Source organism: Asaia sp. Ae19-3 (assembly GCF_059801175.1).
The window spans coordinates 596,497-621,484 of sequence record NZ_JBCHWF010000001.1 but is presented as its reverse complement, the minus strand read 5'-3'; the positions used below and the strand labels follow the sequence as shown (position 1 = coordinate 621,484).

Annotated in this window: 25 protein-coding genes; 13 read left to right on the top strand and 12 right to left on the bottom strand. The window is 59.2% G+C overall.

The window, feature by feature from the left end; all coding sequences use genetic code 11:
• Positions 1-170 precede the first annotated feature (170 nt).
• Positions 171-1,082, bottom strand: a complete 912-nt coding sequence (locus AAID99_RS02665) for a LysR family transcriptional regulator (RefSeq protein WP_498493091.1) — start codon at positions 1,080-1,082, stop codon at positions 171-173.
• A 115-nt stretch (positions 1,083-1,197) separates the two neighbouring features.
• Between AAID99_RS02665 and AAID99_RS02660 the strand changes: the two genes are divergently transcribed.
• Entirely contained in the window at positions 1,198-1,980 is a 783-nt protein-coding gene (locus tag AAID99_RS02660) for an SDR family NAD(P)-dependent oxidoreductase (protein WP_188425217.1), read from the top strand.
• 33 nt (positions 1,981-2,013) lie between these two features.
• Here AAID99_RS02660 and AAID99_RS02655 read toward each other — a convergent pair whose 3' ends face one another.
• Positions 2,014-2,775 (bottom strand): SDR family NAD(P)-dependent oxidoreductase, encoded by a 762-nt coding sequence (locus AAID99_RS02655; RefSeq protein WP_188425216.1) that lies wholly within the window; start codon positions 2,773-2,775, stop codon positions 2,014-2,016.
• A 103-nt stretch (positions 2,776-2,878) separates the two neighbouring features.
• Here AAID99_RS02655 and AAID99_RS02650 point away from each other — a divergent pair, with 103 nt between their 5' ends.
• Positions 2,879-3,781 (top strand): LysR family transcriptional regulator, encoded by a 903-nt coding sequence (locus AAID99_RS02650; protein ID WP_188425215.1) that lies wholly within the window; start codon positions 2,879-2,881, stop codon positions 3,779-3,781.
• A 12-nt stretch (positions 3,782-3,793) separates the two neighbouring features.
• Here the strand turns inward: AAID99_RS02650 and AAID99_RS02645 are convergent, their stop codons facing one another.
• Entirely contained in the window at positions 3,794-4,699 is a 906-nt protein-coding gene (locus AAID99_RS02645; protein WP_371869816.1) for a LysR family transcriptional regulator, read from the bottom strand.
• A gap of 96 nt (positions 4,700-4,795) precedes the next feature.
• On the opposite strand from AAID99_RS02645, the gene AAID99_RS02640 reads away from it, so the two are divergent.
• The 6 genes from AAID99_RS02640 (at position 4,796) to AAID99_RS02615 (ending at position 12,686) form a co-directional block, all read left to right on the top strand.
• Positions 4,796-6,472: an alpha-keto acid decarboxylase family protein gene (locus AAID99_RS02640; RefSeq protein ID WP_498493090.1), complete on the top strand. Its 1,677-nt coding sequence runs from the start codon at positions 4,796-4,798 to the stop codon at positions 6,470-6,472.
• Between the two features lie 130 nt (positions 6,473-6,602).
• The gene (locus AAID99_RS02635; RefSeq protein WP_188425213.1) at positions 6,603-7,685 is read left to right on the top strand and encodes a bifunctional transcriptional activator/DNA repair enzyme AdaA; all 1,083 of its coding nucleotides are present in this window, start codon (positions 6,603-6,605) and stop codon (positions 7,683-7,685) included.
• Between the two features lie 201 nt (positions 7,686-7,886).
• Positions 7,887-9,563, top strand: coding sequence for a CHASE2 domain-containing protein (locus AAID99_RS02630; RefSeq protein ID WP_498493089.1), 1,677 nt, complete (start codon positions 7,887-7,889; stop codon positions 9,561-9,563).
• Between the two features lie 76 nt (positions 9,564-9,639).
• Positions 9,640-10,047 carry a hypothetical protein gene (locus tag AAID99_RS02625; RefSeq protein WP_188425211.1) on the top strand — a complete coding sequence of 136 codons (408 nt, stop codon included), beginning with the start codon at positions 9,640-9,642 and terminating at the stop codon, positions 10,045-10,047.
• Positions 10,048-11,505, top strand: coding sequence for a M48 family metallopeptidase (locus AAID99_RS02620; protein WP_498493088.1), 1,458 nt, complete (start codon positions 10,048-10,050; stop codon positions 11,503-11,505). It begins immediately after the preceding gene.
• A gap of 287 nt (positions 11,506-11,792) precedes the next feature.
• Positions 11,793-12,686 carry a prohibitin family protein gene (locus AAID99_RS02615; protein WP_188425209.1) on the top strand — a complete coding sequence of 298 codons (894 nt, stop codon included), beginning with the start codon at positions 11,793-11,795 and terminating at the stop codon, positions 12,684-12,686.
• A 361-nt stretch (positions 12,687-13,047) separates the two neighbouring features.
• Here AAID99_RS02615 and groL read toward each other — a convergent pair whose 3' ends face one another.
• The 3 genes from groL to AAID99_RS02600 form a co-directional block, all read right to left on the bottom strand.
• Positions 13,048-14,691, bottom strand: a complete 1,644-nt coding sequence (gene groL, locus AAID99_RS02610) for a chaperonin GroEL (RefSeq protein WP_188425208.1) — start codon at positions 14,689-14,691, stop codon at positions 13,048-13,050.
• A 51-nt stretch (positions 14,692-14,742) separates the two neighbouring features.
• The gene (gene groES / locus AAID99_RS02605; protein WP_127101220.1) at positions 14,743-15,033 is read right to left on the bottom strand and encodes a co-chaperone GroES; all 291 of its coding nucleotides are present in this window, start codon (positions 15,031-15,033) and stop codon (positions 14,743-14,745) included.
• Positions 15,034-15,171: 138 nt separating this feature from the next.
• On the bottom strand, positions 15,172-15,405 hold the full coding sequence (locus tag AAID99_RS02600) for a DUF4169 family protein (protein WP_188425207.1): 234 nt from the start codon (positions 15,403-15,405) through the stop codon (positions 15,172-15,174).
• A gap of 52 nt (positions 15,406-15,457) precedes the next feature.
• Between AAID99_RS02600 and AAID99_RS02595 the strand changes: the two genes are divergently transcribed.
• The gene (locus AAID99_RS02595; RefSeq protein WP_188425206.1) at positions 15,458-16,132 is read left to right on the top strand and encodes a dienelactone hydrolase family protein; all 675 of its coding nucleotides are present in this window, start codon (positions 15,458-15,460) and stop codon (positions 16,130-16,132) included.
• A gap of 17 nt (positions 16,133-16,149) precedes the next feature.
• A complete protein-coding gene (locus AAID99_RS02590) occupies positions 16,150-16,479 on the top strand; it encodes a DUF2934 domain-containing protein (protein WP_188425205.1) in 330 nt (109 codons plus the stop codon).
• A gap of 56 nt (positions 16,480-16,535) precedes the next feature.
• On the opposite strand, the gene AAID99_RS02585 is transcribed toward AAID99_RS02590, so the two are convergent.
• A complete protein-coding gene (locus AAID99_RS02585) occupies positions 16,536-17,423 on the bottom strand; it encodes an S-methyl-5'-thioadenosine phosphorylase (protein WP_188425204.1) in 888 nt (295 codons plus the stop codon).
• A gap of 177 nt (positions 17,424-17,600) precedes the next feature.
• On the opposite strand from AAID99_RS02585, the gene hemF reads away from it, so the two are divergent.
• Complete coding sequence (gene hemF / locus AAID99_RS02580; protein ID WP_188425203.1) at positions 17,601-18,542, top strand: oxygen-dependent coproporphyrinogen oxidase; 942 nt, start codon at positions 17,601-17,603, stop codon at positions 18,540-18,542.
• Positions 18,543-18,617: 75 nt separating this feature from the next.
• Positions 18,618-19,745 carry a hypothetical protein gene (locus tag AAID99_RS02575; RefSeq protein ID WP_188425202.1) on the top strand — a complete coding sequence of 376 codons (1,128 nt, stop codon included), beginning with the start codon at positions 18,618-18,620 and terminating at the stop codon, positions 19,743-19,745.
• A gap of 16 nt (positions 19,746-19,761) precedes the next feature.
• On the opposite strand, the gene AAID99_RS02570 is transcribed toward AAID99_RS02575, so the two are convergent.
• The 5 genes from AAID99_RS02570 to AAID99_RS02550 all read right to left on the bottom strand — a co-directional run bounded on the left by AAID99_RS02570 (position 19,762) and on the right by AAID99_RS02550 (position 24,818).
• Positions 19,762-20,364: a Smr/MutS family protein gene (locus AAID99_RS02570; RefSeq protein WP_229719491.1), complete on the bottom strand. Its 603-nt coding sequence runs from the start codon at positions 20,362-20,364 to the stop codon at positions 19,762-19,764.
• A 43-nt stretch (positions 20,365-20,407) separates the two neighbouring features.
• Entirely contained in the window at positions 20,408-21,883 is a 1,476-nt protein-coding gene (locus AAID99_RS02565) for a cytochrome-c peroxidase (RefSeq protein WP_229719490.1), read from the bottom strand.
• A gap of 146 nt (positions 21,884-22,029) precedes the next feature.
• Complete coding sequence (locus AAID99_RS02560) at positions 22,030-22,821, bottom strand: DNA-methyltransferase (RefSeq protein WP_498493087.1); 792 nt, start codon at positions 22,819-22,821, stop codon at positions 22,030-22,032.
• A gap of 68 nt (positions 22,822-22,889) precedes the next feature.
• Positions 22,890-24,044 (bottom strand): murein transglycosylase A, encoded by a 1,155-nt coding sequence (gene mltA, locus AAID99_RS02555; protein ID WP_498493086.1) that lies wholly within the window; start codon positions 24,042-24,044, stop codon positions 22,890-22,892.
• A gap of 87 nt (positions 24,045-24,131) precedes the next feature.
• On the bottom strand, positions 24,132-24,818 hold the full coding sequence (locus AAID99_RS02550; RefSeq protein WP_498494249.1) for a Tim44/TimA family putative adaptor protein: 687 nt from the start codon (positions 24,816-24,818) through the stop codon (positions 24,132-24,134).
• Between AAID99_RS02550 and AAID99_RS02545 the strand changes: the two genes are divergently transcribed.
• Positions 24,812-24,988, top strand: coding sequence for a hypothetical protein (locus tag AAID99_RS02545; protein WP_188425198.1), 177 nt, complete (start codon positions 24,812-24,814; stop codon positions 24,986-24,988). The genes AAID99_RS02550 and AAID99_RS02545 overlap by 7 nt on opposite strands.

Genomic DNA, 24,988 nt, shown 5'->3' with positions numbered 1-24,988 from the left:
CGACGACAAGCAGGCTGAATCGATCCGACCGGGGAAATCGTGCGAACGATCCCCCCGATAGCGACAGCGCTCTTCGTTTCATTTTCAGATCGTTCCCTTGACCGGGCAGGAAGCGTCTGAGCAGCCCGATCTTTCAGAAAAGACAGACGACGCCGTCGTCGCAGAAACGATCAGCGTGGCGCCAGCGAGGAAGCTGGCCCGGTTTTGAAAAAATCGAGGAATACCCTGAGGGCAGAGGGCACATGACGCCGCGAGAGATAATAGGCGCAGAATCCCTCGCCGGTTGAGGCCCATTCGGAAAGCACGACTTCAAGATCACCACGCTCGATGAACGCGCGGGCACGATCATGCAGGCAATAGAAAAGCCCGCCCCCGGAAAGGGCATAGGCAAGGGACAATTCCGTATCGCCCAGGACGATCTGTCCTGGCACATCGATCTCGACACAGGCTTCGCCATCGCCCAGTTCCCAGGGATAGAGGCGCCCCGTGCCGGTGCGGATGCGGATACAGTGATGCTGCATCAAGGCTTCAGGCGTTTCGGGGCGGCCCATTCTGTCGAGATAGGACGGTGCTCCGACAATCACCCAGCGAAGTTTATCGCTCAGACGGGCTGCGATCATGCCATCAGGAACCGTCCCGCCATACCGAATCCCTGCGTCGAACCCTTCAGAAATGACATCGACAAACCGGTCATCGACCGTGATGTCGAGCTCTATGCCGGGATAGCGGGAAGCAAAATCCGCAAGCCGGGGCGCCAAGAGAAGGGTCGCTGCGTCACGAAGTACGGTCACGCGCACACGCCCTGCAGGTGCCAACCGAAACTCATCGAGTTGTGCGAGTGTCGCGTCGATTTCTGCAAAGCGCGGCGCGATTTCGGCCAGCAGCATTTCCCCGGCCCCCGTCAGCCGGACCTGTCGCGTCGTGCGATGAAACAGACGGACACCCAGCCGACGCTCAAGCTGGGTCATGGCGTGGCTCAGAGCCGAGCCCGTAACACCCCGTTGCAGGGCCGCCCGCGCAAAGCTGCCCGCCCGCGCAATGGCGACAAAGACCTCGAGACTATCCTTGCTGATCGGTTCCATGAACCATTCCTGAATCAAGATCATCAATCAGTCAAATTCTGCTCAGTAAACTCCATGGCGCCGTAACGCGTCTTCTGGAGCGATCGACAGGATCATGTGCAACAGGAGATATTTCATGACGGCAAGACCTCTGGCCCTGGTAACAGGTGGATCTTCAGGCATCGGTCTTGAGCTGGCCCTTCAGTTCGCCCGAAACGGGTATGATGTGGCGATCTCGGGCTCGAGCGCCCAGGTTTTCGACGCAGCCAGAACGATTGAAGCACAAGGCGCCGCAGCTTACCCGCACCGGGCTGATGCCTCACAAGGCGAAGGTGTCGAGAGTTTCTGGCAATTCGTTCTCGCCCTTGGGCGCAAGGTGGAAATCGCGGCCCTGAATGTCGGGATCGGTCTGGGCGGCGCCTTTGTCGATACTGACCTGAAAGACGATCTCAGGGTGATCGCCATCAACATTACCGGCACCGTTCACATGGCCAAGAACGTGGCGCGCCATATGGTGGCAAACGGCGAAGGCCGTATTCTCATCACCTCTTCCGTCTCAGCCACGATGCCGACGCCCTATGAGACGGTATATGGCCCCTCCAAGGCGTTCGGCTTCATGTTTGCTGAATCCCTGAGAGAGGAACTCAGAGAGAAGAATGTGTCCGTCACGGCATTCCTGCCCGGGACGACCAATAGCCGCTTTCACAAGAATGCGGGGATGGGCACCAGCGCCATCGATCAGGGCCCCAAGAACGACAAGACCGTTGTCGCCCGCCAGGCCTTCGAGGCGCTCATGAATGACGACGATCACGTCGTGGGCGGTGATGAAGCCACGAGACAAATGGTGCGCGACAACCGGGTCACGCCAGAGCCCGTCAAGGCGGCGCGTCATGCCCGACTGACGCGCCTGCAATCGTGACGATCACGGCCCTCTGATGCTCCGAGAGGTCAGTCAGAGCGACTGGCCGCCAGACACCTCAATACGCTGTGCGTTGACCCAGCGGTTATCCTCTGACAGCAGCGCAGCGATCATCGGGCCAACGTCTTCGGGCAGGCCAACGCGGCCGAGGGCGGTATTCTGTGCGATATGCCGGTTGATTTCCGGGTTATCACGCACCATACCGCCCGAGAAATCGGTCTGAATGGCGCCAGGGGCCACCGTATTGACCGTGATCCCTCTCGGGCCAAGCTCCTTGGCCATATAGCGGGTCATGGTCTCGACAGCGGTCTTCATCGATCCATAGACGATCCGCCCCGGATAGATGATGCGCGTCAGCCCGGAAGAGATATTCACGATGCGCCCGCCATCACGCAGCAAAGGCAGCACAGCCTGGGTGAGGAAAAACGGCCCTTTGAGATGCTCTGCATAGATACGATCGAATTCCGCCTCGCTTGTATCGGTCAGCGTTCCCGTATGGGACGACCCTGCCATGTTCACCAGATAATCGAAATGCGTGAGGCCCCATCCGGCGAGCGTCTCGCGCAGCTTTCCTGCGAAAGCGGGAAAGGAAGACGCATCGGCGACATCCAGCGCCAATGCCTGACCCGGCACTCCGGCATCGCGCAGAATGGCCAGCACCTCGTCAGCCGCCGCGCGATTGCTTTTGTAGGTGAAGACGGCCCCGATACCGCGCCGGGCCAGAGCCTCGACGCTGGCTCTTCCCAGGCCACGACTGCCACCCGTGATGACGGCAATTTTCTGGATAGTGGTCATTGCGATCTCCTGTTTTCTCGACAGGCACAGATCATCATGGGCATGAGCTTGCGATAAGCCAGTGTTTCCTGTCAGGATTGTTCCGCATCACGGAACAATCCTTATGGACAGACTGACCTCGCTCACCCTTTTCATGCGCGTGGTCGAGCGCGGCAGCTTCACCGCAGCCGCGCATGATCTAAGCGTTTCGCGCCCAGCTGCGACGGCGGCCATTCAGGCGCTGGAGCAACGTCTCGGCACGCGATTGCTGCAACGGTCGACCCGCCACGTGCAGCCGACGGAAGAAGGCCTTCTCTATTATCAGCGCTGCCAGTCCATTCTGACCGCGCTTGAGGAGGCAGACAGCATGATTGGTGGTGCCCTCTCCGGCACGATACGGGTCGACACTGTCGGCCACCTGGCACGAACGATCCTGCTTCCGGCCCTGCCCGATTTCTTCTCGCGCTATCCGGGCCTGAACGTGCATCTCGGCGAAGGAGAGAGGCTGGTCAACCTGCTGCGTGAAGGGGTCGATTGCGTCATACGCGGCGGCCCCCTGCCCGATAGCGACATGATCGTGAGGCCGCTCGGGGTTCTGCATGAGGTTACCGTAGCGAGCCCCGCCTACCTGGCGCAGCACGGCATCCCGGCCTCGCCGGACGATCTGGACGGCCATCAGATGATCGCCTTTCTGTCCTCGCGCACCAGACAGGTCCTGCCGCTCGAATTCACAACCCGAAATGGCCTTGTCGAACGGCTTATCCCTGCCCGACTGCTGGTTTCCGGAGCCGAAACCTGCGTGGAAGCGGCGCGTCTCGGTCTCGGTCTCGCCCAGGCGCCACGATACCGCTTTGAGGAAGATCTCGTTACGGGCGGGCTGGTGGAGGTGCTGTCCGACTATCCGCCTGCCCCCACGCCTCTCTCGCTGCTCTATCCCAGCAACCGCCAGCTGGCCCCGCGTGTGCGCGTCTTCATGGACTGGGCCAGAGAACTGTTTTCAGAGTTTTTCAGGCAGCACACCCCATAAAAAGCACCGCCTTCACAAAGCAGCGGCTGCCTCTCTGAGCATTGTCTCGAAGCGCTGCACAGGAAGGGAAACCGGGCCATCGATCATCGCCACAGCAAGCGCTGCCTTGGGCGCAGACCCTATGATCGGGTGATAACTCACCCCCTCTGCATGGATCTGGCTGAGACATTGCGGCACGATCGAGACACCCAGCCCCGCAGCGACGAGAGAAACCGTCGCGATGATCTGCGGTGCCGACTGGCCTATATGCGGCACGAAACCCGCGTGACCGCAGGCCATGATAATCGCGTCATAGAACCCCGGACCGAGCGCACGCTCGAACAGGATCATCGGTTCATCCCGCAAGGCCTCAAGCCTGACACCCCGGTGAGAGGCTTCTGCATGGCCCTTCGGGAGCGCGATCACCGTCGCTTCCTCAAGCAGGGGGCGCACGATGAGTGTCTGGACGGGCGCCGGAGGGCGCACGATCGCAACGTCGATGCGTCGGTCATGAAGCGCGTCACACAGAGCAGGCGTATTGCTTTCCTCAAGCGTAATGATGACATCCGGCCAGCGCTCGCGAAATGCCCGTATTGCGCCCGGCACCAGAGGCAGAAGGGAAACCGCGCCCGCAAGACCGATGCGCAGCCTGCCCTGCTCGCCGCGTGACAGCCCCCGCGCCAGTGAGGTGACCTCACGCTCAAGCCCGATCAGGACCCGGGCCCGCTCGACCAGCGCGGCCCCGGCCTCGGTTGGCACTGCACCTGATCGTGACCGCACGAAGAGCACAAGACCGAGCTCGCGCTCCATCGCCTTGATCTGCTGGCTGAGCGGCGGTTGTTCCATATGCAGCAGTTCGGCCGCGCGCGTGAAACTGCCGGCCTCGGCAATTGTCACCAGATAGCGCCAACGTCTCAGGTCGATGATCCATATCCTCAAAGTATGAAAGAGGGCCCAAACATATATTGGACGCAGAACAGGACCAAGGACAAACTACGACACAATCGACACACACCAGAAGGACGCCTGACTTCCATGAGCACGACTATCGGTGGCTATCTCGCAAAACGCCTGACACAGATCGGCGTCGACCATCACTTTGCTGTCGCGGGAGACTACAATCTCGTCCTTCTCGACCAGCTTCTGGCTCAGGACGGGCTGGAACAGGTCTATTGCTGCAACGAGCTGAATTGCGGCTTCGCAGCCGAAGGCTATGCACGGGCGAAAGGCGCAGCCTGCGCAGTCGTGACCTTCAGCGTCGGCGCCCTGTCTGCCATCAACGCGCTTGGTGGCGCCCACGCTGAAAACCTGCCCGTAATTCTCGTCTCAGGCGCCCCCAATACAAATGACCATGGCACAGGCCGGATACTGCACCATACTCTCGGCACGTCCGATTATGGCTATCAGTTCGAGATGGTCCGCCATGTCACGGTTGCCGCCGAGCGGCTGTTTTCTGCCGAAGACGCCCCTGCCAAAATCGATCATGTGATCGAGCGTGCCCTTGCCCTGAGCAAGCCGGTCTATCTCGAAATTCCGTGCAACGTGGCCGATCTCGAATGCCCCGAACCCGGCCCCATAGAGGCGCTTCTGCCTCGCAAGCCTGCCTGCAATACGACGCTCGATCAGGCAGTCGCAGCGACCTTGTCCTTTCTGGAAAAACGCGAACAGGTTGTCATTCTTGTCGGGAGCAAGCTGCGCGCCGCCCATGGCCTTGATGCAGCGGTGAAACTGGCAGATCGCCTTGGATGTGCCGTGACCATCATGGCGGCAGCGAAGGGATTTTTTCCCGAAGACCACCCCGGATATCGCGGCGTCTACTGGGGCAATGTCAGTTCGCCCGGTGCAGAAGCGCTCATCGACAACGCGGATGCCATTCTATGCCTCGGCCCGGTATTCAATGATTATTCAACCGTTGGCTGGGAAGCATGGCCCAGAGGCGAGAAAGTCGCTCTGGTCAACCCTGACGATGTGGTCGTTGCTGGAACACACTTCGGCGGTGTCGATCTGCGCTCGTTCGTGACCGCCCTGAGCGAGCAGGCGCCACGACGCCCCCTGAGCGCCGACAACTCCGCCCTCTCTCTGCCAGTTTCTACACCGCTGCCCGCGGAGGCCAAGCTGACCAATGACGAGATGATGCGTCAGATCGGGGCTCTTGTGACGGCTGATACAACGCTGACAGCAGAGACCGGCGATAGCTGGTTCAACGCCGTGCGTTTGCACCTGCCCGCCAAGGCCCGTGTCGAACTCGAAATGCAATGGGGCCATATCGGGTGGTCGGTCCCCTCGGCCTTTGGCAATGCTACTGGCTCGCCAGAGCGGCAGCATATCGTGATGGTGGGAGACGGGTCATTCCAGCTGACCGCGCAGGAAGTAGCGCAGATGATCCGTTACGAGCTGCCGGTCATTATTTTCCTGATCAACAACCGGGGCTATGTCATCGAGATCAAGATCCATGATGGTCCGTATAATTATATTCAGAACTGGGATTATGCGGGTCTCATCAATGCCTTCAATGCGTCTGAAGGCCACGGGCTGGGCCTCAGGGCCAATACGGCTGGCGAGCTTGCAGAAGCGATCGACAAGGCAAGGCAGAACCGGCGCGGCCCGACCCTGATCGAATGCACCCTCGACCGTGAGGATTGCACCGACGATCTGGTACGCTGGGGCAAGGAAGTGGCCAAGACCAACGCGCGGCCACCCGTGACGAACTGAGCCGACCCAAGGCCTCATCCAGCAGGACTCATTATGCAGGCCTGATCATCAAGCCATTGATCAGACCTGTATCGGATGAAACGCCCGATTTCCGGCGCAGCGTCAATTCATCAGATGATAGGGAAGAACCATGCTCTTCCCTCTCCCCTCCCATGACACGCTCTATGATGCCCTTGTCGCTCGCGATGCGCGTTACGACGGGAGCGTGTTTGTCTGTGTTGGCACAACCGGTATTTTCTGTCGCCTGACCTGCCCGGCGCGCAAGCCGCTCTCCACCAACTGCGTTTTTCGATCCAGCGTGCGGGAATGCCTCGAAGCCGGATTTCGGGCCTGCAAGAGATGCCATCCGCTCCGCAGCGCCACCGCCAATGATCCAGCCGTCGCACGGCTGCTCGCCCTGCTGGAGGCCGAACCGGGGCGACGCTGGAAGGAAAGCGACGTCACTGCGCTTGGCTATGATCTGTCTACAATTCGACGGAGCTTCAAGCGCTATTTCGACATGACGTTTCTCGACATGGCACGGCAGTACCGCCTGCGAGAGGGCTTCTTGTCCCTTACCGAGGGTGAGCGGGTCATAGAGGCCCAGCTCGACTCAGGCTTTGCCTCCCCCAGCGCCTTCAGGGAGGCTTTTTCGAGACTTCTGGGAGCTGCGCCCGCCAGCCTCAAGCCGGGCGGCTTGCTGCAGGCAAGCTGGGTCCCGACATCGCTGGGTGACATGATTGCCGTCTCCAGCGCAACACATCTCCATCTCCTCGAATTCGTCGACCGCAAGGCCCTGCCCGGCGAACTCAAGACGCTTCAGAAAAACCTCAAGGCCCCTCTCGGCCTCGGCACACCCGCCCCGACTGAACTGGTTCGTGAGGAGCTTGCAGCCTATTTTGCCGGGCGTTCGGCGGCGTTCCTGACCCCTCTTGCCCCGCAGGGCACCGGGTTCACTCGCGAGGTGCATCGCCTTTTGCGCGATATCCCTGTCGGGGAGACACGCAGCTATGCCGATATCGCGCGTCAACTTGGCCAGCCGGGCGCCGTGCGGGCCGTCGCGCGCGCCAATGGTGCCAATCAGATCGCCCTTCTTATCCCCTGCCATCGCGTCATCGGCGCCGACGGCAGCCTCACCGGCTATGGTGGCGGCCTTTGGCGCAAGCAACGCCTTATCGAAATCGAGCGATCCTATCGACCATGCGTACAGCCAAACATCACTGGCTCTTGGTGAGGCAAAGTTGCAACGCATCACACGATTTCCTGACTCCATCGCTAGAATCTATTGCAAACGTCAATATAACGTGACCAAGCTTTGCTGAAACGTGTCAAAATATGTTGATACGCCTGACGCCGCGCTGATGAGCTGACGGGGCAACGAGCTTGAGCGGGTGGAATGAGAAAACGGGGACCGGCTTCCACGAGGGGCGCGTTGATGCGTATGCGCCTTGTTTACGTTATCGCGATGGTGGTTTTCTTCATCATCTATAAGGTGCTCGACCCGCTTGGTCTTGAAAGCGCAACGAAGCAGACCTCGGCTGGCTTATTCAACGCTCTTACCACACCATTTTATGGCGCCCAGAGCCCTGACACGCACCGACACGTCGCCGTTGTTGAGGTGAACGACGCAAGCCTCAAACGTTTCGGGACTGCTTTCCCTCTTTCATACGCCCGTCATATAGCCATCCTTAATCAGATACTCGACGCACATCCCGCTGCGATTTTCGTCGATTTTCGCATGATGCGTGAACTTCCAGGCGAGACACTTGAGAGTTTCGCCCCTCTTATCGCCAGAGCTCACTCGATGAAGGTGCCTCTGCTCTTTGCAAGGGGGGAAGCAGGAGACCAGCAGCCTGCCCTTCCGCCCATCCTCAGACCGCTTCAGGTCTATAGCAATGGACTCGAAACCTCTGGAAGCTACCCTCTCATGGAAGAGGGGATGGAAACCCGGGAAACAGGAGAAGCTCCTGTTGCAGTAAATCCGGCCTGGGCGCTCTACAATACGTTGTGTCATCAGGCCTGGTCGACGCGTTGTGGAGACGTTCAGGAAGAAGCGTTTACCCGCCCGATGGTTATCAGATGGGGGCTGAGCTCCGATCCCGCGCAGGATATTGTCAGCGACCAATCCGGTTACTGGCAAAACAGCTGTGCCATCTGGAACGAAGGCCCCTGCGCCCGCCTTACCGCAGCCTCACGCCTCGCCCTGACCTATCTGTTTCTGCATTCTCGAGGCAGCGAAAGGCAGTTCGCTTTCTATCCTCTGGTAATTGGCGCAGAGCAACTTGGGCATAGCGGCCGAGGCACACCGTCAGGCAGCCCTGCCCTTGCCACGCTTCTTGCCGATCGCGCGGTATTTTACGGATCTGACATCCGCGATCAGCACGATGATTCCATAGTACCCCTGCTTGGGCGGGTTCCGGGCGTCGTCACTCATGCCATGGCTTTCGACAATCTCGTGACCTATGGCGCGCGCTATTTCCATGAGCCGCCCGAAATGGGACAGATAGGGTGGCTACGTCTCGACAAGGCCGAGTTACTTGAGGCGCTCATCTGGCTCGTCTGCAGCGTAGCGCTCGTCATGCGCATGAAACCAGCCCAGCAGAAAGAGCAGTTCGACGTCCTTGCCGCCTTGGGCGCACAGAATAATTACAAGCATCACGCCAGAACCAGCATACGCAAACGGGCTGTGGCCTGCGCGCTAGGCGCGTTTCTTATCGTTGCCATACCTTCTTTTCAGAGCGCCACCCGGGCCATGTTGATCGATCAGTTCGTTATCTGGCTGTTCGTGACATTCCTGTTCCTCGGCGCCTGGGCCTTGCCCATGGCACGTGCGGCGCGCGCCGAAGAGGAAGAAAAGGAGCGTGGCCTTCTCTCTCAGTTGTGCTTCCTCGCCAGTCTTTCCGCCATCGGTTTCGCACTCAACGAAGCAGGCCCCAGATGGCCCAATGCAGACTGGATCGGTCTGCTCCTGCTCTGGCTCGCAGCCGGCGTCGAGGAAGAGGAGGAGCGAAACCGGTTTGTCCAGCCTCTTTGTCGACTTCTGAACCGGGTGATCGACCTGCCAGTTTCGATCTACTCGGCAGGACGCCGCGCGCTCTCTCGCCATGCATAGCGAACCGGCTTTGTTTGAAGCAGCCGGTATCCGCAGCGAGAGCATTCTTCACCAGACCTGATGAAAGGAGATATCCATGTCAAACAGGCATTTCGCCCGCAAGCTGACACGTGCAGCTCTCTCTCCCCTCTTGTTTGGCCTGTGCGCGGGCTGGTCCGGCGTTGCCTCGGCTGCAGACGCCCCAGTCATTACAGGGACCTATCACACCCCCTCAATCCAGACCTACGACCACAATGGGTTGCCCCAGACACAGATTGAGGCGGCTTCGCTGACCGGACATCGCATCGTCGCCAAAGACACCGAAACGGACATGCTCGCTGTCGAGACCGATAAGGGACTCGTCTACGTCACTGAAGACTCTGTCGAAGCCAATATCAGGGCAGTCGCGCCGACACCCACTCAATGCGTGCAAATAGGCGCAGCCTCTGCTGATGAAATCGGTGGCAGCACCAACAACCTCGGTCGAAATTGCCACGGAAGCTGAATGATGAAACGCCCTGCCTTGCTCTCGACTGCCCTTCTGACAACCCTGGCACTTGCTGCGTGCGACAGCGGAAACGGAGGCGGCGTCCCAACCAACGGTCGGCTGATCGACCAGATCCACCCTTCGCAGGATTATGCTCAGTCAACCACTGTGCAAGGCCTTCTGACACCGGCCAACACCCTTGCCTCAGGTGTTATCGAGGCCCCCGAGGTATCGGATTACCCTCAGGCCATCGTAGACCGCCTTCTGGCCTCCTGGTCGGGTCCCCGTCCGGATGCACGCGTATGGCTGACACCCGACACGGCCTTTACCTCAGACGTTTCGGTCGGGGGAGCAATCTTTCTCAACACCGGTTTGATACGTTATTTCCACGATACACCTGAAATTCAGAAGGAAGATGCGCTCGCCTTCGTTCTTGCCCACGAACTCTCCCACATCCTTCTGGGGCACACAGCAGCCCAGCGTGAGAGCAAAGCACGGAAAAACTACGCTTTCAGTGCCATGAAGTGGGGTTCGGTGATTGGGCGGGCCTCCGCAGGCATCGGTGCAACTGACGCCGTGTCTAAAGCACTCGTGTCGTCGATGGGTGCCAAGGCCTTTCTGGATACGACGCTGTTTCCATCGTGGTCACGCGGGCAGGAAGAGGAAGCCGATGCACTCGCCGTCGATCTGATGGGACGGGCAGGATACTCCGTAAGTGCTGCAACCGATGTCATGGATGTATTGATCAGTTCCGAAGATCAGGATGTCGCGCGTCAGGCACAACTCGAGCAAAAGACTGGCAAGAGTTTCAACGCAGACTCAGTTACCTTCACGGCCAAAGCAGGCGACAACCTCGATGGAGCCATTGTCGATGCCCTCAGAGCCGTAGCGCAGCAGCATCCTCATGCCAGAGAGCGACGACTCGCGCTCGCCGCCTATCTGCGGCAGGCCTATCCCGTTCGTGCTCATGTAGCTCTCGCCCGAAAGCCGCTACAGCACTGGGTCACCAGTTCACCCGTGACTGCTCTCCTCAAGGGGACAGATCAACTGGAGCGGGCCGCATCGCTGATCGGACAATCGCAGTGGGGGCAGGCTCATCAGACACTTGCTCACATTGCGCAACCCGCCTCTGGCAGTGCCTATTATGCACTTATGACCTATCAGGTTGCCGTGCAGACCGGCCAGAAAAACCAGGCAGAAAAGCTGCTTGCCGCTGCTGCGGAACGCGATGATGTAACCTTTCCGATTGCTGTCGCATGGGGCAACACCCTGTCCGCTGCAGGCAAGACCGGAGAGGCCGAAACGTACATGGCCAAAGAAGAAGAGGCGATGGGTAATACCGGTTTCCTGCCCTATCGCATCAAGAATGCAAGGCAGGCAAAAGACGGCGTCTCCGTGCTCAAACTCAGCGCAATCTGCGAAGGACTGGGAGAGGATAATCTGGCCGGACAATGCTCGGCGATGGAGAAAAACTAGATCGCCCATTTCATCCCCTGCCATCGCGTCATCGGCGCCGGTGGCAGCCTCTGACGCAAGCAACGCCTTGTCGAAATCGAGAGACAGTGTTGCTCTTCATGAAGGTTTTTTGACTAGCTCCGAAAAAAGAAAAGAAACGGAACAGTCATGCTTCAATAAGAATGGGAAATTGGTCTATTCCGATTCTTATTGACAGTATAGAGACTTCGCCTCCATATTAACGGATACGACAGCGTATCGTCCTGCCCAAGAACTGATCGGTCACTGATCTGATGAGGCAAAAAAACGTGATAAATTTTCCAACGCCGCCCGCACGCTTTTCTCCGACCGTCCTGAAATTTGGTGGCTTCGCCGTAGGCGCAATCGCGATTATCGCGATACTTAACCCATTCTATCAGATTTCTTCAGGCTATTGCGGCATTCTGACCAATTTCGGTTCTGTCCAGCCCAGCGCGCTGGAACCCGGTCTGCATATCGTGCTGCCAGTTTATCAAAAGGTCGTTTCTGTTTCGACCCAGCCTCAGACGATTACCTCTCATGAGCAGGCTGCAACGCATGATCTGCAGGATGTGCACACGTCGGTTTCGGTCACATTTCACATCGCCTCTGCCGACGCTCCGGGATTTTTCCGCGATTTCCGCAATCTCGAAACGCTCGCCCATCGTATCATTGAGCCCACAGTGTCGAACGACGTGAAAGCCATCACGGCCAATTACAACGCTGAAGAGCTGATCACGAAGCGTGACCTTGTGGATGGCCAGATCAAGGAACTGATCATCAAATCCCTGCTGCCCTATCATCTGAGCATTGAGTCGGTGAACACGGCCAATTTCGCTTTTTCCCACGCCTATGCGCAGGCCATCGAAGCGAAACAGGTCGCCCAGCAGCAGGCATTGCAGGCACAATACACCCTGCAGCAGACGCAGATCTCAGCTCAGGCTCAGGTTGTCCAGGCCAAGGCGCAGGCAGACGCAGCTGTTGCCACAGCCCAGGGTCAGGCTCAGGCCCTGCTTGTGACGTCCCAGGCTCAGGCCAAGGCCAATACTTTGGTCTCTCAATCGCTGACCCCTTCCCTGCTCCAGCAAAAAGCGCTGGATCGCTGGACTGGCACAATGCCGACCTATCTGAGCGCAGGCGCCCCGCTGCCCTTTATCGGCACGATGGAGTCAGCCCAGAAATAACCCACCAGAAACTTCGACGGCCAATGGCTGCGGAGCTTCGAGGAATCCTCTCTTGAGGGAGCAGCCCCACTCTTTCGGAGGGGCTGTTCTTCCCTTTGGGTTTTCATCCTGCCTCCAGGGCGACCAGGTAGATCACCCGCCCTCATCGCGACAGAAACGCGGCGCCACGCCGCCCGTCCTCCACACCATTCATCAGCATCACATACTCACCCGGCAACGCCGACGTCCGTCTTGCAGGTGGCAATGCGCGAACTCCTGAACCACGTCAGATCCTCACAGAAGCCAGGCATCCAGACATAAAAAAACCGCCCTGCCTTTCGGCGGGGCGGCTCTTTTGTAACCTTGATGGAAAGGCGCTGGATCAGAAATCCATATCGCCCATGCCACCCATGCCACCCGGACCACCGGCCGGAGCAGCCTTCTTCTCGGGCTTCTCGGCAACCATGGCTTCCGTCGTGATCAGCAGGCCGGCAACCGAAGCTGCGTCCTGAAGAGCCGTGCGGACGACCTTGGTCGGATCGATGATGCCAGCGGCTACCAGATCCTTGTATTCGCCGTTCTGGGCGTCGAAGCCGTGCGTGTACTCGTTGATCTCGAGCACCTTGCCAGCGATGACAGCGCCATCTTCACCAGCGTTGAACGCGATCTGGCGCAGCGGAGCCTGCAGGGCCTTGCGGATGATGTCCGCACCGACGCGCTGGTCGTCGTTCTGGAAAGCCAGATCCTTCAGGGCAACGGAAGCACGGGCAAGAGCCGTGCCACCACCCGGAACGATGCCTTCTTCAACGGCGGCGCGGGTTGCGTGCAGCGCGTCATCAACGCGATCCTTGCGCTCCTTCACCTCGACTTCGGTGCTGCCACCGACGCGGATGACGGCAACGCCACCAGCCAGCTTGGCCAGACGTTCCTGCAGCTTCTCGCGGTCGTAGTCCGAGGTGGTTTCCTCGATCTGCGCGCGGATCTGTGCACAACGGCCCTTGATGTCGTCCGTGTTACCGGCGCCTTCAACGATCGTGGTGTTTTCCTTCTCGATATGCACCTTCTTGGCGCGACCGAGCATGTCGAGCGTAACCGTCTCGAGCTTGATGCCGATGTCTTCGCTGATGACCTGGCCGCCCGTCAGGATGGCGATGTCTTCCAGCATGGCCTTGCGGCGGTCGCCGAAGCCAGGAGCCTTGACGGCAGCAATCTTGAGGCCACCACGCAGCTTGTTGACGACCAGCGTGGCAAGAGCCTCGCCATCGACGTCTTCTGCGATGATCATGAGCGGACGACCGGACTGCACAACGCTCTCGAGCAGCGGCAGCATCGGCTGAAGCGAGGACAGCTTCTTTTCATGGATCAGGATGTAGGGGTTATCCAGATCCGCCATCATCTTTTCGGCGTTCGTCACGAAATACGGCGAGATGTAGCCGCGATCGAACTGCATGCCCTCGACAACGTCGAGTTCGGTGTGCAGACCCTTGGCTTCCTCAACCGTGATCACGCCTTCGGAACCAACCTTCTGCATGGCCTGCGAGATCATCTCGCCGATTTCATGCTCGCCATTGGCCGAGATCGTGCCGACCTGAGCCGTTTCGGCCGGGGTCGTGATCTTGCGGGTGTTTGCCTTCAGCTCTTCAACGACGGCCGTAACCGCCTTGTCGATGCCGCGCTTCAGATCCATCGGGTTCATGCCAGCGGCAACAGCCTTGGCGCCCTCACGAATGATGGCCTGGGCCAGAACGGTCGCGGTGGTCGTGCCATCACCAGCGATGTCGTTGGTCTTCGAGGCCACTTCGCGCACCATCTGGGCGCCCATGTTCTCGAACTTGTCGGCCAGTTCGATTTCCTTGGCGACGGAAACGCCGTCCTTGGTGATGCGCGGTGCGCCGAAGCTCTTGTCCAGAACAACGTTGCGACCCTTCGGGCCGAGCGTGACCTTCACAGCGTCAGCAAGGATATCAACGCCGCGCAGCATGCGCTGGCGTGCGTCAGCGCCGAATCTTACGTCTTTGGCAGCCATAATCTTATCTCCAGTAGAGGTTCAGTTTGCGATAACGGGGAGGCTGGAAAATCAGCCGATCACACCCATGATGTCGCTTTCCTTCATGATCAGCAGCTCTTCGCCATTGATCTTCACCTCGGTGCCGGACCACTTGCCGAACAGCACACGGTCGCCAGCCTTGACGTCCAGTGCCACGAGCTGACCCTGCTCATTACGGGCGCCCGAACCTACGGAGACGACTTCGCCTTCCATCGGCTTTTCCTTGGCGGTGTCCGGAATGATGATGCCACCGGCCGTCTTCTGCTCGCCCTCAAGGCGACGAACGACGACACGGTCATGCAAAGGCCGAAAATTTGTCATTATGGATCGCTCCACTTTTCTCTAAGGCGGCGTCCTTGCTCAAAAGCAACGCCGCCGGTTTGCGCGCCCGCTTAGCCGCAGCGCGTTAGCACTCCCGATACGAGAGTGCCAAAGAGGTAGGAGAGCCCTCGCCTATCGTCAAGTGTCGTCGACGGTGCAAATGCTGTTTTTCATCGAAGCGTCACTCGCGCTGTCCCGACTGTCGAGCTTCGCACCATCAAGTTCGCGTGTCAGACGGCTACTTTCGGCTTCAGACTTCAGGCGCTCCCCCCGGGTGCGACCGAACAGGGCCCGGTTTTCCTCGGCCTTGCGAGCATCCTTCTCGCGCGCCAGACGTTTGCGCACTCGACGCAGATTGACGATTTCAGTCATGGTGATCGTTGATCCTGCCTTTGAACGAACAAGAAAGAAGGAGGGTCGGTCCATGGGACGCCTGATATCCCTTACGGCTTCGGACACCCATCATTTCGCAGCCTACGAGGCAGGAGAGCCGACTGCCAGTCGCGCACTGGTCGTGTTGCAGGAAATTTTCGGCCTGACAGACCATATCCGTGCTGTCTGCGACGAACTGGCTGACAGGCACGGCTATCATGTCATTGCGCCAGCCTTGTTCGATCGCGCCAGACGCGATGCGGTTCTGCCTTATGATGGCGAGGGCATGCAGACAGGCCTCGACCTGCGCGCCCGGATCAACCCTGACGGACTCCTGGCCGATATCACGGCCAGTGCCCATGCCCTCAACCGCCACGGCCATCAGAAAGTCGGCATTCTCGGCTTCTGCTGGGGTGGACTGGTGACATGGGAAGCTGCCACGCGCACGCGTGAATTTGCCGCCGCCGCCGCCTGGTATGGGGGCGGTATTGCCGCCCTGAGCCATGAGAAGCCCCATTGCCCGGTTCAGCTCCATTTCGGTGGCGAGGATGACCATATCCCGCATACCGATATCAACACCATTCGCGAGAACCGGCCCGAGGTCGAGATCTTTGTCTATGACGATGCCGGACATGGTTTCGGCTGTGACGACCGCCCGAGTTTCAACAAGAACGCCCGCGACCTCGCCCATGAGCGCAGCATGGCGTTTTTTGCAACCCATCTCTGACAACCGAAAGCGCTACAATGTCTGCAGATAAAACACCCGTAAATCCGCTGGTCGACAGCCCCGAGCGCGACGCCCGTATAAAGGCCAAGGCGCAGGAACTATGGGAAGCCGATGGCAAGCCCGGCTGCGGTGCCGACGCCTATCTCGAGAACGCATCTGAAATCATCGGTATGGAGGAGAATCCTCATGCCGGTGAAATTCCGGTCAAAGATCTGCCAGAGCCTGAATTTGCCGATGTTCAGGTGGAAAATGCCGAAATCCAGAAGAATCTGGGAGAATTTCCTGAACGACAGACCGATCAGGGCTACCGCGAGCACTTCCCCGAAAAGGAAAACGAGTCGTCCTGACAGATCAGGAGCGGGGATAAAGGCTCGGATGCCTTTATCCCACCCGCCGCAGCTTCTCAGCGCAGCACGCGCCCGGCGACGGCATCGAGCTTGTCGAGAAGCTGACGATCACGCGATCCCGGCGCCGTTATGATAGCGTGATCGAGGGCGCGCTCGGCGCCTGAGGGGCAGAGACCGCGCTTGCGCCCGAGCTCCGGTATGATGGCCTTGACCAGCGCACGCGCCTTGGCAGCATTCTGCGTCATGACGGCAACCACGGCGTCCACCGTCACCGAGTCATGGTCGTCGTGCCAGCAATCGTAATCGGTCACCATGGCGATGCTCGCATAGCACATTTCGGCTTCACGAGCGAGCTTGGCCTCCGGCATGTTGGTCATGCCGATTACCGAACAGCCCCACTGGCGGTACAATTCGCTTTCGGCGCGGGTGGAGAATTGCGGCCCTTCCATCACCAGATAGGTCCCGCCACGTACCATCTCGACGCCGATCTTTGCGGCCTGCTTGGCAATCACGTCACCCATACGGGCAGAGACCGGGTCAGCCATGCCTACATGAGCCACGCAGCCACGACCGAAAAAGCTTTTTTCGCGAGCGAAAGAGCGATCGATGAACTGGTCGACCAGCACGAACTGGCCCGGCGGCAGGTCTTCACGCAGCGAACCCACTGCGGAAAGAGAGACGATATCGGTCACACCGGAGCGCTTCAACGCGTCGATATTGGCACGGAAATTCAGCTCTGACGGTGGGATGGGATGCCCACGGCCATGACGCGGCAGGAACACGCAGCGCACGCCATTCAGGCGGCCGAAAAGCAGCTCATCGGAAGGCTCGCCCCAGGGGGTCTCGACCCGACGCCATTCCTTTTCTTCCAGCCCGTCGATATCATAGAGCCCCGAACCGCCGATAAGGCCGATTACAGGCTCGATTGTCACGTCTTCAGTCATGCAAAGCTGCCTTTTCGCATTGTCGCCAACAGAATGCTCAGGAACACCAGATTGACACGCTTCGCAACCTGTCAGTGTTTTCATGCGCGCTGTCATGGTTTCAATCGGCCAGTTTTGCTATAGGCTCCAGCACTCAGGCTGGCGGAAGACCGGCTGGAACAGAATGTGGAGCTTGCGATGAGCGAGACCTTGGATCCGAAGACATTCGGCACCCTCATTCGTGATCATGTGCCTCATGACTCTTTCAAAGAGACAGCACGGCACTGGTTCGAGACCCTGCGCGACAGGATCTGCGCCTCCTATGAGGCGATCGAAGACGAGGCAGTCGCGAAGAACTCCCCCGTACTGCGCGACAAGACCGAAGCCGGTCGCTTCGAACGCACAGCCTGGGACAGAAGCGAAGACACGAACAGCAATCTGCATGGCAGCGGTGTCATGTCGGTCATGCGCGGACGTGTGTTCGAGAAGGTCGGCGTCAATGTCTCGACGGTCTGGGGTGAGTTCTCGCCGGAATTCCGCAAGAGCATGCCCGGTGCCGATGTCGATCCGCGCTTTTTCGCTACCGGCATCTCGCTGGTCGCCCATCCATGCAACCCGCATGTGAGCGCTGCGCATTTCAATACGCGCATGATCATCACGAGCAATGGCTGGTTTGGCGGTGGCGGCGACATCACGCCGATCTTCCCCGATAGCGAGGAAGCCAAGGCGGATGCAGCGGATTTCCACAAGACGTTTCGCGATGCCTGCATGCGTCATGACCCCGCTTATTATGAGCGGTTCAAGGCCTGGTGCGACGAGTATTTCTACCTGCATCACCGAAGTGAACCGCGCGGACTGGGCGGCATTTTCTACGACCATTTCGACAGCGGCGACGTTCAGAACGACTTTGCCTTCACCAAGGATGTCGGACTTGCCTTCTACGAGGCCTATCCCCGCGCCGTGCGTGCCCGCATGATGCAGCCCTGGACCGAAGCCGAGCGCGATGCGCAGCTCATTCGCAGAGGGCGATATGTCGAGTTCAATCTTATCCACGACCGTGGTACGGTGTTCGGGCTCAAGACTGGCGGCAATACCGAAGCCATTCTGATGAGCATGCCCCCAGAGGTGAAATGGCCCTGATCGAGGGGTCACTATTTAGCCGCAATCGTCTGGCTTAACGCCCAGGCCGGACGATCTGGCGGTAAAGGGAAAGAAGTGCGTACGAAGCTAATGCCTTTCACGGCCGGTCGATCCCTGACACGTCGTACACTGCTTTCCGCCCTTGCCGCCTCCAATCTGGCCGCCATCTGCCCTGCCCGTGCCTGGGAAGACGATGAGCGCGCCGAGGCCGCGTCTTCTGCCATCGATGCCCCCAAACTGATCATCGGTGGCGGTCCGGATTCCCTGCCGGGTCAGGTAGCACCCATTCTGGCAACGGCGCTGGCGAAAGGCCTCGCCGCGCCCTCTCCGATTGCCACCCATTACGACCTCGGGCGCGATGGCGTTACCGCAGCCAATCTGTTCGACACAGTCAGTCCCGAAGCCGATGGCGGCACAACCATTCTGGCTCCTGGCGCTGCCTTGATCGCATCGCTCGCCGGGGATGGGCGTGTTCATTTCGATTTTTCCCGCTGGGCAGCCCTTATCATGGCACGCCGTCCGGTGGTCACCATTGCCCGCGCCGAACTACACCGCACGATCCGTTCGCGCCTGAGCGGGCTTTTTCATGATCGGCCAGTGCGGCTCGCGGTTTCTCACCCGACGGGGGTCGAACTTGCAAGCCTGCTGGGACTATCGCTTCTCGGGCTGCATCCCCTGCCGGTTTCCGGTTATGCAACCAAGAAGGCGGCCCTCGACGCGCTCAAGAATGGCGATGTCGATGCTGTCCAGCTGACACCGGGCCCGGGCGACGACCTGTCAGCCGATATCGCCTCGGCACCTCAGGGTATCAAGCCGATATTCTACTCCGGCCCCGTCATCCCTGGTGTGCCCGATTTCGAGGCAACCTATCTAATGGCGCGCGGCCATGCGCCGAGTGGCGCTCTGTATCAATCCTGGCTCGCTGTCGCCAATGCCGCCGCATCGGCCCTCGTGCTTGCCCTGCCCATGTTGACCCCGCCTCTGGCAGTGGCACGCTGGCGTCATGCGGCGCAGGAAGCGGTCAATGATCCTGCGCTCAAAAGCTGGAATGACAGCCAGCATCTCACAATAACAGCGGGTGCTGATGCAGCACCCCTTCTCAATCAGCTTGAGCCTGAACTGACGGCGCTGCTGGCGCTGCGTCGCTGGATCAACAACAACCAGCCGAGATGGCGCCAGGGTCAGGAAACGCGTCCTACCTGAGTATGGAGCGCAGGGTTCAGACCCGGTTACGCGCCCGGAGCAGGATACGCACGGCGCCCTTGTTCCGCTTATGCGTATGGACAACGGCCAGAACCAGCGGACGCAAATCGCCACGCTCGAGCCAGTGAGGGAGTTCTTGGCGAATTACCCCCCCTTCCTGCCCGCTGCCCAGCCCGGTGATTACCTCGACGCACCTTATGCCCTGGGCGCTGCTTGCATGCAGAAAGTGGTGGAATTTATGGAAAGCATCCTGTGCAAAATGCCCGTGAAGATCCAGACGCTTCTGCGGCTTCATCTTGCCGCTGGCGAGGGCATTCCATGACGTCGTATCGAGGCCAGGCTGTCGCCCATTGATTTCGAGCCGGTCCTGAACGCGGGCGGGCCTTGAAAGTGTGGCTGCGGGCCTCAGAACCTCCCTCACCCGCAGGATTTTCTGCGTTGTTGCTTCGTCCACCGTCCCACTCTGGACCGGAGCAGCAGACAGGCCAGTCGCAACCTTCTGCACCGTGCCTCGCCGCTTGCGCGCGGACGAAAGCTGATGCCCCCGCATCGGCAGAATCGATCGGGTGAAAGCCTTCCAGAGGCTCTCCTCCTCGGCGCTCAGATCGCGTCGGACCACGGTTTCTCCTTACTCAAGCGCATCAGAACCCGATCCATCGCTCTTATTGCGCCTCAGGTGCCTTGAGGGGCGGCTCTGCGACGACCTGCTGGAGCGGTACACCCTGATATTTGCCGGTCAGTGTCTTGAGAAACGCCACAATATCATCAACATCGCGCTTGGGAAGGTCAGGATAGGGCGTCTGGTATCGCGCCATTAGACGCACTGCCTCATCAAGAGTTGCGACGCTTCCATCGTGAAAATACGGTGCGGTCAAGGCGATATTGCGCAGATTTGGCACCTTGAATCTCTGGTGATCCTCAATGGCGTGAGTAAAGCTCTCGCGCCCGGAATCGACATCAGTCAGACCAGCCTTGCGCTCGCTGAAATACGGTCCCTCAAGGCCCATGACCTCATACGCATCACCACCAACGGCAACACCGCTGTGGCAACCGGAGCAGCCGATGGCCTTGAACCGTTCATAACCACGCTTTTCCTGCGCTGTAATCGCGCTGTTGTCACCCTTCAGGTAGAGATCGAAAGGACTGTCTGGCGTGATCAGGGTCTTTTCATATTCGGCAATCGCGTTCGTGACAGTCTTCTGATTGACAGCACCTGCCCCATACAGACTTGCAAAAGCCGTGCGGTATTCCGGCACTGCATCGATAATCGCTGCCACCCCCTCCCAGTCATGGGCACCCATCTCCACCGGGTTCGTCACTGGCCCCGCCGCCTGGGCAGCCAGATCGGCTGCACGGCCATTCCAGAACTGGGCGATACTGAACACGGCGTTATAGACTGTAGGCACATTGATCGGTCCCTTCTGGCCGCTGATACCGGTCGCCGTGACGAGGTTATCAACGCCCCCCTTGTCGAGCCCGTGGCAGCTTGCGCAATTCATCTTGCCGTCGCCAGAGAGACGACGGTCGAAAAAGAGCTGACGGCCCAGTTCGGCCTTCGTCCAGTCTACCGGGACATTTTCCGGGATTGGCTGAATGACCTCACCTGCAAATTGCGGCGCCACACCGGGCGTCGCGTAATAGCGGCGGCGCTGATCGGTAATCCATGCCAGCACGTCGCTGCGCGATTTCTCGGTCATGTAGGCGTGAGGATGCATCAGCAGATAGGCAGCGGGCGGCATCCTGTTCTGCTGAATGACCTCTTCGATACGGGAGAGCTGCTCAACCGAGGGCGGCTTGCCCGTCTGGAACGCAGCGATGATCGGGTCGATACGGAAATGACGCTGGCCCGCAACCAGATCACGCTTCATGATCTGATTGGCAAAAGGCAGCTTGAAATAGAAGGGGAGATCAGCCGTGCGCGTGTGACAGTAATCACAGCGTGCCTCTCCAAGCGCATTGAACGCAGCAAGTGCCTTGGGATCATGCCATGTCGCGCTGTTTGTTGGCAGTCGTGGCGCGCCCTGATGATCAAACCGGGTCAGAAAAGCGATTGTCCCGCCATAGGCGAGCGCAGCTGCCACAACCAGTCCCGCAATACCGTTTCTAACGAGACGTTTCTTCCTGGCAGCTTCAAGCAACCGCTCTTCTCCTGATCGCAAACATAAATGCGCGCACCATGACGTTTACGACACAGCATGTCTAAGTGATGTTTCCGATCAGATTGAACGGTTTTACCGATACAAACATAGCGCGGTTATGTCGCAGCTCGTGTGACAGATATCGGCTACTCGTAGGGAGACCCATTCAGATCACCGTCGAGATCCAGCTCCTCGTCCAGACTACGGCGGAGACGGCGTCGTGCGACAGCGACATAACGGGTATCGATATCGATCCCCACCCCTCGCACGCCGAGTTCCTGCGCGGCGACGAGGCTCGTACCCGTTCCCATGAACGGGTCCAGAAGCACCGTATTCTCATCATAGCCGTGAAGGGTCATGCACGCTGTGGGCAGAGCCACAGGAAAAGTACCGGGATGCAGGAATTTCTCGCGCTTGTGCCGCACGGTTTCATAGGGGATGAACCACGTGTTGCCGCGACAGCGACGGTCCACGGCATGACGGCGGCGCGAGATATTGGTCTTGTCGGTAAAGGGAACACCCGCAGCCAGACGCTGCAATCTGACATCCCCCTTATGGGTCAGATGAAAGATATGCTCGTGATTATGATTGATGAAACGCGTCGAATTGACCGGTTTGAAATGGCCGTAAGTCTTCTCTTCAATCGACACCGATTTAATCCACACAATATGGTTCTGCAGGACAAACAGGTCACGCAGCCGGGTGATCAGTTCGAAGGGCAACCAGGGCTGCGAGGATGACCCGGCAACATTGAGGAAGAACGAGCCCCCGGGCTTCAGCAGACGCGCGATCTGGGCACAAACCGTCTGCATCCAGCCGATATAATCCTGCTCGGCCAGACTGTCTTTATAGGTGCGGTAGGCAACCCCGATATTATAGGGCGGCGAGGTGACGACGATATCGACCGATGCGCTCTCCATGCGGCGCATAACATTCATGGCGTCACCCCTGATCAGGGCATGACGACCTATCGCTTCTCGCCTTGCCCTGACTTTTTCCTGCGTCATCAGGCTGGCGGGTGTGGCAACAGAACGATCATGCGACCATGGCTGCGCATCTTGCCTGCCAGGCGTTCAGCGTCTTCGCCCCAGCCCGTGAACAGATCGGCATGATCAGCGCCCTTGATGTCGCTACCGACATCCTGACCAAAGGTGAGATGCATCCAGTGCCCTTCGCCGCCATTTGCCTCAGGCAAATGGGTATCAACCCAGATCGGTGCCCCCATCGGCAGCAGGCTGCGGTCAATAGCAACAGAACGCCCGGGCGTGAGCGGCACGCCCATGGCGCCTGGCGCCCCACGGTCCAGCGGAATCGTATCGACACGTTTGAAAAACACGTAGTTCGGGTTCTGCTCCATGACGTCCTGCGCCCTGTCAGGATGAGCAGCAAGCCAGTTCTTGAGGCTTTGCAGCGAGACGTCCTCGGCCGCCATCTCGCCATTTCTGACCAGAACGCGCCCGATCGGCACATAGGGCGCGCCGTTCTTGGCGGCAAAGCCGACACGACGCACCGAGCCATCTGTCATGACGAGGCGGCCTGAGCCCTGGATCTGCAGAAAGAACAGATCTTCAGGCGAACGCAGCCAGGCGATTTCGAGCCCACGCCCGGACAGCGCTCCATGATCGATTTCAGCCCGGGTGTAATAGGGGACGAATTTGCCGCCTTCCCACCGCCCTGTCACCCAGTCACCAGCCGTATCCCTGGTGTGGATCAGATCGTTAGGTTGCTCATAGAGTGGGGTCTGAAACGCCTCTGTCCTGACAGACGATGCATAGATTTGCGGCTCATAATAACCGGTGAACAACGCGTCATTCGAAACAAGATAAGGCGCAAACCATTGCTCGAAATAGCTGCGCGCTGCGTCGCGCGTGTTTTCAACGCTCTGAAGCGCTGTGCAGGCTCCCTGCCACTCACCGGCAATACTGCCATTAGGAATTGTGCCCGCAGCACCCCCCAGATGGGTTTCGGGCGGCAGGCGCATGAGGCGCTGACATTCCGTGCGCAGCTGTGGCAACAGGGTCTCCGGGCTCTCGGCCGACCAGCCATCAAGCATGGCATAGGTAAGCGGCGTGAGCTGGAGTGGGGCTTCCGATTGCGGCTGGGCACAGGAGGAGAGAAGGGCAAGGCTGAGCCCAAGGGAGAGACGAGAAACTATGTTCATGGCAAACCGAGTTTGTCATGCGTCCCGCAAGACGCAGCTTTTCTGAAGCAATGTCAGGAGGCGTTCCGGCTTCCTGACGTCACGATGTCAGGCCGCGCGTGCCGCAGCCAGATGCCAGGTCGAGGGCGGCAGACCGGGGCCGCTTTCGCTTTCGAACTGCCACAGATCCGAAAACTCCGTGACAGATTCGGTCCCGATCAAAGGCTGACCATCGACATCGTTCAGGATACTGATCTGACGCGAGACGATCTGCACATCAATCCGGGCTTTTTCATGTCCATTGATACGACTGAAAAACGCGTCGACGATTGCGAGGCTGTTGATCCCCACAATTTCGGTGCGCTGCTTCTGCTGCGCCGCTTCGCGAGCCACGATCGCCGCGTCAAACCCGGCAAAAGCATCCGGCGTCAGATAGGTGCGCAAAGTTGCGCGATCGCCCTCTGCAAAAGCCGCCACGACAGCGCGAAAGGCTTTTTGCGTGTTTTCCAGAAAAACTTCCGACCTGAAGCCAGGCTGGGACACGGCAATCTCGCCCAGAATCTGCCCCACGCGCGTGGAAGGCTGGGGAATGTCGAAGCGCGCGCTCGGTTCCTCGACCACAGGCTGAGGCACGTCAACTCTTCCCTGCCCTTGCGGCATGGGCATGGGCCCGGCAGCTTCCTGCCCACCGACATCGACCCGCCGGCCAAGTACGGCGCGCAGGCGCCAGACCAGGACGAGGCTCAACAACGCAAAGATGACGATGTCGTACGGAATGTTCTCTAGGAATGACATCACGATTTCAGCTTCTTGCTATTCTTGATCTCGAAGGGCATGCCCCCTTGGTAGAGCGGCTTCACCGACCGCACAACACCCCCACAGGGCGCCAGAGCCGGATCGTGGTCACAATCGCGCAGAAACTGACGAAGAGTTGGCGTGTGAAAGGGATCATGCTACCGGCTTGA